The sequence below is a fragment of the Nocardia sp. JW2 genome (assembly GCF_051843015.1).
GTDB classification, from domain to species: domain Bacteria; phylum Actinomycetota; class Actinomycetes; order Mycobacteriales; family Mycobacteriaceae; genus Nocardia; species Nocardia coubleae.
Genome location: NZ_JBPXLK010000007.1, coordinates 12,469 through 23,994, shown reverse-complemented (window position 1 = coordinate 23,994; position 11,526 = coordinate 12,469). Strand labels below are relative to the sequence as shown.

General features: G+C 68.8%; 10 protein-coding genes. 3 read left to right on the top strand and 7 right to left on the bottom strand.

Annotated features, from left to right (window positions below; genetic code table 11):
* Window positions 1–46: 46 nt before the first annotated feature.
* A complete protein-coding gene (locus ACSVDM_RS12405) occupies window positions 47–757 on the bottom strand; it encodes a cutinase family protein (RefSeq protein ID WP_067637646.1) in 711 nt (236 codons plus the stop codon).
* Between the two features lie 171 nt (window positions 758–928).
* Between ACSVDM_RS12405 and ACSVDM_RS12400 the strand changes: the two genes are divergently transcribed.
* Entirely contained in the window at window positions 929–1,552 is a 624-nt protein-coding gene (locus ACSVDM_RS12400; RefSeq protein WP_181696513.1) for a Uma2 family endonuclease, read from the top strand.
* Here ACSVDM_RS12400 and ACSVDM_RS12395 read toward each other — a convergent pair.
* A complete protein-coding gene (locus ACSVDM_RS12395) occupies window positions 1,491–3,002 on the bottom strand; it encodes a DHA2 family efflux MFS transporter permease subunit (RefSeq protein WP_439264845.1) in 1,512 nt (503 codons plus the stop codon). The two genes, ACSVDM_RS12400 and ACSVDM_RS12395, sit on opposite strands and share 62 nt — an antisense overlap.
* A gap of 182 nt (window positions 3,003–3,184) precedes the next feature.
* Between ACSVDM_RS12395 and ACSVDM_RS12390 the strand changes: the two genes are divergently transcribed.
* Window positions 3,185–3,871, top strand: a complete 687-nt coding sequence (locus tag ACSVDM_RS12390; protein ID WP_439264843.1) for a DUF4328 domain-containing protein — start codon at window positions 3,185–3,187, stop codon at window positions 3,869–3,871.
* 11 nt (window positions 3,872–3,882) lie between these two features.
* On the opposite strand, the gene ACSVDM_RS12385 is transcribed toward ACSVDM_RS12390, so the two are convergent.
* The 3 genes from ACSVDM_RS12385 to ACSVDM_RS12375 form a co-directional block, all read right to left on the bottom strand.
* A complete protein-coding gene (locus ACSVDM_RS12385) occupies window positions 3,883–4,470 on the bottom strand; it encodes a hypothetical protein (RefSeq protein WP_439264841.1) in 588 nt (195 codons plus the stop codon).
* Between the two features lie 123 nt (window positions 4,471–4,593).
* Complete coding sequence (locus tag ACSVDM_RS12380) at window positions 4,594–6,156, bottom strand: acyl-CoA carboxylase subunit beta (RefSeq protein ID WP_439264839.1); 1,563 nt, start codon at window positions 6,154–6,156, stop codon at window positions 4,594–4,596.
* 89 nt (window positions 6,157–6,245) lie between these two features.
* Window positions 6,246–7,103 carry a glycine betaine ABC transporter substrate-binding protein gene (locus ACSVDM_RS12375; protein ID WP_439264837.1) on the bottom strand — a complete coding sequence of 286 codons (858 nt, stop codon included), beginning with the start codon at window positions 7,101–7,103 and terminating at the stop codon, window positions 6,246–6,248.
* A gap of 193 nt (window positions 7,104–7,296) precedes the next feature.
* Here ACSVDM_RS12375 and ACSVDM_RS12370 point away from each other — a divergent pair, with 193 nt between their 5' ends.
* A complete protein-coding gene (locus ACSVDM_RS12370; RefSeq protein WP_439264835.1) occupies window positions 7,297–8,217 on the top strand; it encodes an ABC transporter substrate-binding protein in 921 nt (306 codons plus the stop codon).
* Window positions 8,218–8,311: 94 nt separating this feature from the next.
* Here ACSVDM_RS12370 and ACSVDM_RS12365 read toward each other — a convergent pair whose 3' ends face one another.
* Window positions 8,312–9,532 carry an NAD(P)-dependent malic enzyme gene (locus ACSVDM_RS12365; protein ID WP_067637664.1) on the bottom strand — a complete coding sequence of 407 codons (1,221 nt, stop codon included), beginning with the start codon at window positions 9,530–9,532 and terminating at the stop codon, window positions 8,312–8,314.
* 427 nt (window positions 9,533–9,959) lie between these two features.
* Window positions 9,960–11,498: an FAD-binding protein gene (locus ACSVDM_RS12360; protein WP_439264834.1), complete on the bottom strand. Its 1,539-nt coding sequence runs from the start codon at window positions 11,496–11,498 to the stop codon at window positions 9,960–9,962.
* Window positions 11,499–11,526: the final 28 nt, after the last annotated feature.

Sequence of the window (11,526 nt, the reverse complement as noted above, 5' to 3'; positions counted from 1 at the left end):
CCGGTTGCTTTGCGCAACCGGCCTTTTCGTTGTTCTCGATACGTTTTCAGAACCGCTGGGCAGCGAATTGCGCTGCGGTGACGGTCATTCCGTTGACGCTGTAGAGGGTGTGCAGGGCATTGGGGTAGGCGAGCGGGGAACCGTCGCAGATGTTGTCGCCGTCGATGCACAGGTCGATGGTCTTGTTCCGGTAGGACGCGCCGATCGACAGCGCGGGGGCCGCCGCGTCACGCAGGAACCGTTCGGAGGGTTTGCCGAACAGCACGACGGCGGCGACGTGCTCGGCCACCTCGCCCCGCATCGGCTCGGGCAGGTACTGCTCGTATTCCGGCGGAACCCCCTCGGGCACACCGGCACCCGTCGCGAACCCGGCCAGCGCCGCCCCCTGCGAATACCCGCCGAGCACGATCCGCGTGCCGGGACAATTCGCCGCGACGAACTCCACCCGCCGCTGCGCGTCGTCGATCCCGCGCACCACCGACTGCGCGAACCCGAGCCGATCCGCGAAATCACTACTGGCCGGATAGTCGACCCCATAAACCCCCACCGACCGCCCACCGGCATTCGCCCGTAGCGCCTCGACAAAGGACATCCCGGTCACCCCGACCACCCCACCCGGCTCCGCGGTCCCCCGCGCGAACACCACCTCCACATCGGAACACGGCGCCGCGTAAGCGGACTGGATGGGCGATACCACTGGAATCGCGGCTGCCAGGAACACTGCAGACACGAATCGACGAAGAGAACGTGCTGTCATGCCGCGCAGACTACCTACCGGCGGCGCTGACCAGCCCCTTTCCACACCGACTCGCCGACCGACGATCGATAACGCGCGGGCCCCGAGCCCTCGAGAAGCTGCAACACCTGTTGAACTTGCTGGCAAGATAGTGGATGTTCGTGCACGAAGCAGCACAACCTAGGAGCGCGTGTGTCCGCCATCTTCGACTGGGCGACCAGCGACAACTTGCAGCCGGAGCCGGTCACCCTGGAGATCTGGCGCAAGCTGTCCGAGGACTACTGCCGTCAGGTCGAGGTGGTCAACGGTGACATCGTGCGCGCGGAATCGCCGAATCGCGCTCATCAGAAGGCCGCGCGACGCTTGGCCGACCTGGTGGAAGCCGCCGCGCTCGCACATGTCAACCAATGGGGTGGGTGCCTGGATGTAGACACCGACTTCGATGTGGTGCTGTGGGAGTTTCCCCGAGTCACCATCCGCCGTCCTGATGTCGCATTGTTCGACTGCGCACCGAACGATCTGCGCCCGCTGCCCGCGTCACTGGTGAAGATCGCGATCGAGGTGATCTCCCCCGGCACCGAAATGGTGGACAGCGCCGACAAGAAGACCGAATACGCCCTGGCCGGAATCCCCTGGTACTGGCTGGTGTGGGTGTCGGACAACAGCGTCAGCATGATCAAGATCTTTGTCCTGGACCATGTACAGGGGCAGTACGTCCCGCACCTGGAGTTGCAGCCTGCCGACGGTGATTCCGTTATCGAGGCGCCGGTCCGCTGCCAGATCGATTGGAAGCGGTTGAGCGACCTGGTGCTGTGACGGCGACTTCCGGTTTCGCCGCCGATTTCGCGTGGCCCACGAACAGAGCCGAGGCGAACACGCCCACGAGCAGGATCGCGGCGGGCAGCAGCATGGACTGGGCCAGCGACGTACTGAATTCGTCGATGACGTGGGGTGGGAGGGGGCCGGTGCTCGCGCCCTCACCGATCGGGGCATCGCCGCTGAGTCCGTTGGCGCTGAGCCGGGCGGCGATGAGGGCGCCGATGGCGGCACTGCCGAGGACCGAGCCGACCTGGCGGGTGGTGTTGTAGACACCGGCGCCCGCACCGGCCTGGGTGACCGGCAGGTTGTGGGTGGCGGTCGAGGCGAGCGGAGCCCAGATGCAGGCGTTGGCCAGACCGGCGAGCCCGCCGACGATCAGGAACGCCACGATCGACGAATCCGGCTTCATCAGCACGGCGAAACCGACGATGGAGGCGGCGAAGAGGGAGAAGCCCGCGGTCGGGATCAGGCGGGGCGGTAATCGGTCGGCGAATTTGCCGATGAACGGCGCCGCGATACCGGTGATGATCGCCATCGGCGCGAACATCAGCGCCGACGTGGTCGGCGACATCTCGCGCACGCCCTGCAGATAAAAATAGGCGGGCACCATCATGGAGGTGACCGCGGCGCCCATCGCGGCGATCGCCAGATTCGACAAGGCGAAATTGCGGTCGGCGAACAAACTCAACGGCACGAGCGGTTCGCCGGTATTACGCGCCTGATTCACGACGAACAGCACGAGCATCACCACACCGAACGCGATCAACGCCCAGATCCACGGCGCCCAATCCTGCGCGTTGCCCTCCTGGATACCGAAAACCAGGGCGAGCATGCCGATACCGCTGAGCAGCACGCCGACGAAGTCGAACTTGTGCTTGCTGGTCGGCAAGGCAGGTACCAGCCACATCGCCAGACCGAACGCGATGACACCCACCGGCAGGTTCACGAAGAAGATCCATTCCCAGCCGAGCCCGTCGACCAGGACACCGCCGAGAATCGGGCCGATCAGCGTCGCCAGACCGGCCACCGCACCCCACAGGCCCATGGCCGCACCGCGCCGGTCCGGTGGGAAGGTCCGGGTGATCACCGCCATCGTCTGCGGTGTCATCAGCGCGGCACCGATCCCCTGGGCGGCGCGCGCCGCGATCAGCATCCCGATGCTGCCCGACAACCCGCACCACAGCGACGCACCGGTGAACACCGCCAACCCGATCAGGTAGATGTTCTTCGGCCCGAATCTGTCCCCTAATCGCCCGGTGACCAGCAGTGGCACCGCGTAGGTGAGCAGGTAGGCGCTGGTCACCCAGATGACATCGGTGATGTCGGTGTGGAACGCGCTCATGATCGCCGGATTGGCGACGGCGACGATCGTCATGTCCAGCAGGATCATGAAGAAGCCGACCACCAGCGCGAACAGCGCCAGCCATGGATTGCGTTCGGTGGTCATCGATACGTCCTATCGAGGGATTGATCGGGTGACGATCCGGCCGTTCATGATCGTCGCACTGCCGAGCCTAGGCCCGGGCACCGACACGAAGCCCGACGAGCACCGGCTGCGCCCCTGGATAAGTCCTTCTGGCTGGTCGAGGCTGCGGTAACGTTGGGAAATCTCGACAGGGGGAGTGGAAAATGAGTCGTCCCATAGCTTTTCGTGCCGTGCGTGGGCTCGCCTCAACCCTGGTCACGCTGATCGCCATGGTCCTGGTGCTCGAATCGGCGGTGGTCGCGGTGCGATGGCTCGGCTACCTCTCGGTCTCCGGCCGCTACGCGGGCACTGTGAGCAGCGCCGAATACAACGCGAGCCGCGACATCATGATGCCGCTGGAGGTCGGCCTGTGGCTGCTGTCGTTGCTCCTGATGTTCGTCGCGTGGATCGTCCTGGTCGTCTGGATGCTGCGGGCACGCGGCAACGCCCAGATGGTCTCCCCGTCACCGCATCACCTGTCCACACCATGGGCGTTCTGGGGGTGGGTCGTCCCCGTCGTCTCCCTGTGGCTCCCTCCCCTTTTCCTGCACGACATCGCGAAAGCATCGAGCCCCCAGCAACGCGGCACCCCACTCGTACCCCTCTGGTGGATCACCTGGATCGCCGCCTGGCTCATCTTCTGGGCCGGAACCATCCTCACCGCGTCCGGCATCTCCGACGACCACGACACCATCCAAACCCTGCGCGACGCCGAGGTCGACTCCCTGTTCACCTTCAGCCTCCTCCGCACCCTCGCCGCCCTCCTCTTCATCTCCGCAGGCATCCTCCTGTCGACCACCGTCCTGAAAATCACCCGCACCCAATCCCACTGGACTCCGACACGCCATTAGGTGGCCGAGGGTCATCTGTGCCAATGCAGTGTGGCTTCGGTGACGGTGGGGTGGTGGCCGGCGAATGGTGTGCCGGATTCCAGGCTGTCGGCGAGGGTGGTGAACAGGTGGGTGAGGGACGGCCATAGTTCGCCCTCCGAGGCGCCGGTGGCGCTGTATTCGGCGATGCAGCCGGAGCGGGCGCCGGGGCGGGTGTCGAGGAAGAGGGTGGAGCCGTCGAGGTCGGCGAAGGGGATGAATTCGGGGAGGAACAGTTCGCTGGGTGAACCTGCGGGTTCGGCGCTGAGGGTTGCCGGGTCGTAAGCGGCGGCGTACTCGGGGATCCGGTTTCGCTGGTCGTCGATGATCTCCAGCCACAAAGTCCAGATGCGGTGGGCGCCGGACAGGGTGAGCAGGTCGTGGTCGGGGAGGAGGCGGGGCGGGAAGTGGTCGACGTGGTTGAACAGGACGGCGAGGTCGGCCGGGATCCGCTCCCACCAGCCGTGCGAGACGTCGGCGGGATCGTCGTCGCCGGTCGCCACGGGGGCCAGTGTCGACTCCACCCAGTTCTGGACGCGGGTCAGCGGGGCGGTCAGGGCGCGGGCGGGCGAGTCGGTCATAGTCGCCGGTCCCGCCGGGAGGGGGTCGAGGTCGATGCGGCGGCTCTGATCGGCATCTTTCGAGTATGGCGTCCGAGGCGGGCCGAATCGTGTTACGCGCCGCGCGAACCGGCCCGCTGTGATCTAGATCGGCGAGATCGTCCGCCGCTTGCCCGGCACCCGGTCGGGGCGCCGGGGCTGGACGCGGCCAAGCGCCTCGAGCAGTAGTTCGCGCGTGCGCGACGGCAGGACGACGTCGTCGATGCCGAACCCGTCGGCGGCCAGCAGCGGGTCGATATTGGCCTGGAAGAGCTTGATGAGCTGGGTGCGGCGCTCGGCGGGGGCGGGCGCGGATTCGTAGTCAGCGCGGAAGGCCACGTCGACGGCGCTGTCGATGGGGATGGCGCAGATCTCGGCGGTCGGCCAGGCCAGCGACAGATCCGCGTCGACACTTCGCCCGCCGCCCATCACGATATAGGCGGCGCCGTAGGCCTTGCGGGTGACGATGACGAAGCGGGGCACCGTCGCGTTGGCGAGTTCGTAGCCAAGGCGCGCGCTGCGCCGGACCAGGCCGGTTTCCTCGGCGGCGGTACCGACCAGGAAGCCGGGCAGGTCGATGAGGATCAGCAGCGGCAGGCCGAACGCGTCGCAGACGGCGACGAAATGGGCGGCCTTCTCACACGCCGCGCTGTCGAGCGCGCCCGCCAGGTGCAGCGGCTGATTGGCCACCACACCGACCGGTCGCCCGCCGAGGCGCACGAACGCGGTGACCACATTCGGCGCGTTGGTGCGTTTGAGTTCGAAGAGCGTGTCGCGGTCGGCCAGTGCCTCGATCACCTCGCGCACGTCGTAGCCGGCACGCAAGGAGGCGGGCACGAGTGCGTCGATCTCGCCTGCTCGGTCGCCCGGTTCGAAGGGAGCCGTGCCGAGCACGGGAGCGCCGTCGGCTGACGGCGGGAGATAGGACAGGTAGAGCCGGATGGCGTCGATGGCTTCGTGCTCGTCGTCGGTGACCACGTCGACGACGCCACGTTCGGCCTGGATGTCGGCGCCGCCGATCTCGTCGTTGGTCAGGGTTTCCCCCGTCGCGGCCTGCACGAGCGGCGCCGACGACATCCCGATGGTGCCGATCCCCCGCACGATGGTGACGAAGTCGCAGCAGGCGGCGAGGTTGGCGGGCGCGCCGAAACCGGGCCCCATCATGGCCGCCACGATCGGGACGTACCCCGACAGATCGGCCAGCCGCATCAGCAGCCGCGAGCCCGGCGCGGCCAGTCGCGAGTCGAGCGCCTCCTGCATGCGGTGCCCGCCGCCGTCCATCAGCATGACGAGCGGAATCTTGTCCAGCAGTGCGCGTTCCACGCAGCGGTCGAGTTTGGCCATGCCGGTGGCGCCGTTGCTGCCGCCGAGCACGGTGAAGTCGAACGCGGCCAGGGCGAGCGGGCGGCCGTCGACGTAGGCGATGCCGGTGACCACGCCGTCACCGGGCGCGACCAACGGCGCGGCACCGGCCTGGGCGGGCCCGGGCCCGGCGAGCGCGCCGAATTCGTAGAAGCCGCCATTGGCGAGCAGCGCGACCCGTTCGCGCGCGGTCAACTTGCCGCGGGCGTGCTGTTTGGCGACCTTGTCGGCGCGCGCCTCGTCGGTGACCGCGGCATAGGCCTCGCGCACCCGTTCGATCAGCGGGTCCACCTGGGGATCTGTCACGGCACACCTTTCACCCACGACGGCATCGCTCGTTGCCGCGTCGGTGACGACCCTAGCGTTTTTGGCTCAGTGCCAATAGTCGATCCGGCTCAGAGACCGTGCGCGTTCAACCATTCACGCGCGGCGTCGGCGGGCGCTTTTCCACCCTCGATCTGTCCGAGCAACTCGACCAGCCCCTCGGTGGTCAGCTCGCCCGCCACGTAATTGAGCTTCTTCAGCCGCGCACGGTCGAAGATGCCCGAGCGGAACAGCGCGAGGACGTTCTGCGCGCGCAGGTCGTAATTCTTGTCGTCGAGGACCACGAAATCCTCGGTCGCCGCGACCGGACCCGACAGCACGGCGACCTGGACGTCCCCGTGGCGCAAGGCTTCGAACAGTTGCGCCGAGGACGGATAACGCACCGTCGCGGCGAAGGAACAGCCCTCGATGCGTGGGGGTTCGGTGGGCGCGAACCCGCGCACCTCGACGAAGCCTGCCGTGGCGTTCGCGCACGTCAGCGCGTCGATGGTGCGCACGTTGTCGCGGGCGGCGGTCTCCTGGGTGACCAGCAGTCGCGCGCGCAGGTCGGTGCCGTCGGCGGCGTCCGACAGCGACAGTCCCTGCGGCAGTGCCGCATTCACGGCCGCGCCGACGTCGTCGGGCTTGCGGGCCGACGACGACGGATTCCATCGATCGAGCAGGGCGCCGTTGCGCGCGGGCAGGACGGCGATCCGCCCGGCGTCCAGATCCGCCACGGGCGCGGCGGACTCGTCGGCGACGGCTGTTTCCATGCCCGTGCGAGCCAGGGCCTGGGCGTAGATCTCGGCGAGCACCCTCGCTTCGGCCGAACCGTCGGCGCCGACCCCCACCACCGGGCCCGGCTCGTCACCGGCACAGGACGCGAGGGCGAAAACGCAGGTGGCGGCCACCAACACGGCCGCGCTCCGCCGCAAGGCGCCCGAGATCATCCGCCGACACCAACTTCCTGTCTTTGCCGTCAACCCCCGCAATTCGCCGCGACGCGGGGCAATATGAACACCCAGAATGTACCTGCGGCGTCCGCGCCGCACGCACAGCGCACTGCCCGCCTTTGCCGGAAGGACTCCAGTGAGAACCTCTGCACACCGACAATGTCGACCGGCACACCGCATGGTGGTGCGGATGGGCCGGATTCTGGCCGCCGCGGTGGCACTGGCCGCCGCCATGGTGGTGGCCTCGTGCGCCGACTCCGAGCAGCAGCTGGCCCACGGCGATTGCGCCAGCGACGAATTGATCATCGGCTCGGCCGATTTCCCCGAGTCCGAGACCGTGGCGACCATCTACACCGAGGTGCTGCGGATCAACGGTTTCAAGGTGGCGACGAAATTCGATTTCGGAAATCGCGAGGCGTATCTGCCCGCCGTCCGCCGATGCGTCATCTCCTTGGTCCCCGAATACACCGGAAACCTGCTGCGGTACTTGAACAAAGACGCGACCGCGACCACTCCGGCCGAGGTGGATACCGCGCTGAGCAGCGCGCTCGGCGAAGACCTCGCCATCGCCACCCCCGCCCCCGGCCAGAATTCCGACGCGGTCGTCGTCACCCGGGCCACCGCGCAGCGCTGGAACCTCACCACCATCGCCGACCTCGCACCCCATTCGGCCGAGACGACCTTTGCCGCCAAACCCGAATTCGCCGACCGCCCCGGCGGCCTACCCGGCTTACGCAAGAACTACGGCCTCGATATCAGCACCCAGAATTTCGTCGCCGTCGCCGACGAACCGGAGACCGTACGTGCCCTGACCGACGGCCGGGTCACCGCCGCCGATATCTACACGACCTCACCGGCGATCATCCAGAACGACCTCGTGGTCCTCACCGATCCCAAGAACAATTTCGCCGCCCAGAATGTGGTGCCGCTCTTCCACGCCGCCAAGAAGACCGACAAAGCCGTCGCGGTCCTCGACGCCGTGTCGGCCGAACTCACCACCGCGGAACTGATTTCCCTCAACACCGCCGTCTCCGGCGCCGCCAAGATCGAACCCAAGGCCGCCGCTCTCGCCTGGCTCACCGCCCGCGGCCTCGACACCCCGATCGCCTAGGCGATTCAGTCGTCGCCGAGCAGCGCACGCACCGGAAGACGACGGCGGCCCCGCTCCTAGGGGAGCGGGGCCGCTGTCGGTTGTGCGTTGCCGATCAGGCGACGCCCTCGCGGCGCGCGGCCTCGGCCACGGCTTCGGCGACGGCGGGAGCCACGCGCGGGTCGAGCGGGCTCGGGATGATGCGGTCGACGGCCAGTTCGTCGGCGACGACGTTGAAGATGGCGTCGGCGGCGGCGACCTTCATGCCCTCGGTGATGCGGCGAGCGCCCGCGTCCAGTGCGCCCTTGAAGACGCCGGGGAAGGCGAGGACGTTGTTGATCTGGTTCGGGAAGTCGCTGCGGCCGGTGGCCACGATGGCGGCGTACTTGGCGGCCACCTCGGGGTGGATCTCCGGGTCGGGGTTCGACATGGCGAACACGATCGACTCGGGGGCCATGGAGGCGATGAGCTCCTCCGGGATGGTGCCCGCGGACAGGCCGAGGAACACATCCGCGCCGGCCAGCGCGTCGGCGGCGCCACCGGTCAGGCCGCGGGGGTTGCTGCGGGCGGCCAGGTCGGCCTTCACGCCGTTGAGGCCGTCACGACCGATGCTCACGATGCCCTTGGAGTCGAGCACGACCACATCGGGAACGCCCGCGGCCAGCAGGATGTTGGCGCACGCCACACCCGCGGCACCGGCACCGGAGACGACGACCTTGAGCGCCGACATGTCGCGGCCCTGCTGCGCGGCGGCACCCTTGAGCGCGGCGAGCACCACGATGGCGGTGCCGTGCTGGTCGTCGTGCATGACGGGGCAGTCAAGCGCCTCGATGACGCGGCGCTCGATCTCGAAGCAGCGCGGCGCCGAGATGTCTTCCAGGTTCACCGCACCGAAGCTGGGGCGCAGGCGGATCAGGGTCTCGACGATCTCGTCGGGATCGGTGGTGTCGAGCACCAGCGGGATCGAGTTGAGGCCCGCGAACTTCTTGAACAGCGCGGCCTTGCCCTCCATCACGGGCAGCGAGGCGCGCGGGCCGATGTCGCCGAGGCCGAGCACGGCGGTGCCGTCGCTGACGACAACGACGAGGCGATCGGTCCAGGTGTAGGTCTTGGTGAGGGCGGGGTCCTCGGCGATCGCGCGGCTCACCTGGGCGACGCCGGGGGTGTAGGCGATCGACAGGTCGCGCTGGGTTTCGAGCGGCGCGCTGAGCTCGACCGACAGTTTGCCGCCGAGGTGACCGGCGAAGATCTCCTCGTTGGTGATAGCAGCGAGGCTGGCTGCGTCATCGGCCTGGGGCGCCGCGGTGGCATTCGGTGCGTCAGTCACAGGTGACACGATTTCACTCCTGCTCGAGTCGGGCTCAACCGGGGGACGGTTACCGCCGGGTTTTTCTGAAAGCCGGGTTTATCTGGAATACGGGATACATGACGCTCATCGGGTGCGCGGCCGCCCGCGTTTCCGGACGGAACCGGATGCGGGGCGCGACACTGAACCGCGGAGCGGAGCCGGACGGGTGGTCCGGGCGAGCAAACGGGTCGACCTTCGGCCACGACGGTGCGTCGCGAGGCGGACGGTCTCCAAAATCCCCGAACCCGGCGGTGGCAAGGGAAGGGAATTCGCACCATTCTGCCAGCCCGGTCGACCGGTTGCCAAACCGGTGCGGCGTGTCAACGAGCTGGGCGTCATCCGTCGAGCGTAGCCGTGTCGAATTGCCGTGGGGTTAGCGAAAACTCGCAGCACCGGTGCGGTGGCCGGTGAACAGTCACACCGTGACGGTGGTGTTCGCGGTGAGCTCACCGCCGCGCGGGTCGGGCCGCTGCTCCGGTCGCACCCAGACCTCGTCGAGCCCACCACAGCGCAATCTGAGCCGCCACTCGGCCAGCACATCGGGGTGGTCGATGCGCCGGTGGATGCCACGGCTCTCGGTGCGGGCGAGAGCGCTGTGCCCGGCCCACCGGGCGACGGCGAGCAGGGCGGCGGCCTCGCGGGCGCGCAACCGCTCGGCACCGGTGCCGCCGAGCTCGAACCGGGCGCCGGGCCACATGGCGTCGAGTTCGGCGATGCTGTCGGTGAGGCTGTCGGCGCTGCGCCGGAAGCTGCGGCGCAGCGGCAGGGTGTGTTCCTGGACGAGTCCGATCACCGAGCGCGGATCGATGTGGGCGTGTGGACCGAGTCCGGCCCCGGGCGCGGGCGGCAGGGCGACATCGTCGCGGAAGGCGGTGGCCGCGCGGGCGGCTCCCTCCCCCGCCCAGCTCCCCGAGGCGAGCGCCCAGGCGCCACGCAACCCGCCCGAGCACCCGGCTGCCCCGGCGACGACCTCACGACCGGCGACACCACCCGCGGCGAAGAGGCCGGGCACGGTGGTCGCGCAGTCGACGCCGGTGAGGGCCAGCCCGCCGGAGCCGCGCACGGTGCCGTCGAGCACCGCGCGCACCGGCACCCGGCCCGCCGCGTCGACCGCGCCTTGCCTGCGCAGCCAGTGCCCGACCACCTCGGGCACGTCGTCGAGCGCGGCGAAGACCCGCCTGCCGTCGGCGATGGCGGCCAGCGCCGCGGACGTGCGTCCCGGGAGCTCGGCCCCGGATTCGTCGTAGAACGTGGCGAAACGCACCGCGAGCCCACTGGCGATCGTGCGATGCGGGTGCACCCGGGCGAGCACCGGGGCCAGGACGTAGGCGCTGGAGAATTCCATGCCCGACAGCTCGGCACCGGCCTCCGCCGCCATCAGCAGGCCGTCGCCGGTGTTCACCTCGGTGCCCGCGCCGCCGGACCCGAACGCACAGCCGCCGGTGGCGACGACCACGGCGCCCGCGCGAATCGTCCAGCGCTGAAAGTTGTTGTGCCGCCGCACCCCTGCGGCGCCGACCACCCGTCCCGAGCGATCGACGAACAGGTGCAGGGCGGGGTGGTGATCGAGGATGCGCACACCGGCCTCGAGCGCGCCGCGACGCAGTCGGCGCAGGTAACTCGCACCGTCGAACCGGATCCGTCGCGGGTCGGCGACCTGCCTGCCCGACCAGTTCCGCAGCCGCTCGTGCGCCTCGTCGATGACGCGGTGCAGCCAGGCCGGGTCACCGAGCCCGCCGCCGCGCACCAGCGCGCGCTCCACGGCTTCGGCCCGCGCCTGACCCGGTGGAATGTCCCACACTGTCGTCGCGCCGTAGACGCCCGGCCCGCTCGAACCGCAGCGGCCCTTGTCGACCAGCACCACCCGCGCCCCGTGCGCGGCCGCGGAGACGGCGGCCCAGAGCCCGGCGGGTCCGCCGCCGAGAATCAGAACATCCGTCTCCAGGTTGCTCATACAGAGAGATATTCGGGCACAGTTCACC

What these genes read in the sequence shown, in the direction of transcription:
- ACSVDM_RS12405 (WP_067637646.1), bottom strand. Translation starts at nt 757, where the DNA reads ATGACAGCACGTTCTCTTCGTCGATTCGTGTCTGCAGTGTTCCTGGCA.
- ACSVDM_RS12395 (WP_439264845.1), bottom strand. Translation starts at nt 3,002, where the DNA reads ATGACCACCGAACGCAATCCATGGCTGGCGCTGTTCGCGCTGGTGGTC.
- ACSVDM_RS12390 (WP_439264843.1), top strand. Translation starts at nt 3,185, where the DNA reads ATGAGTCGTCCCATAGCTTTTCGTGCCGTGCGTGGGCTCGCCTCAACC.
- ACSVDM_RS12385 (WP_439264841.1), bottom strand. Translation starts at nt 4,470, where the DNA reads ATGACCGACTCGCCCGCCCGCGCCCTGACCGCCCCGCTGACCCGCGTC.
- ACSVDM_RS12375 (WP_439264837.1), bottom strand. Translation starts at nt 7,103, where the DNA reads ATGATCTCGGGCGCCTTGCGGCGGAGCGCGGCCGTGTTGGTGGCCGCC.
- ACSVDM_RS12370 (WP_439264835.1), top strand. Translation starts at nt 7,297, where the DNA reads ATGGGCCGGATTCTGGCCGCCGCGGTGGCACTGGCCGCCGCCATGGTG.
- ACSVDM_RS12360 (WP_439264834.1), bottom strand. Translation starts at nt 11,498, where the DNA reads ATGAGCAACCTGGAGACGGATGTTCTGATTCTCGGCGGCGGACCCGCC.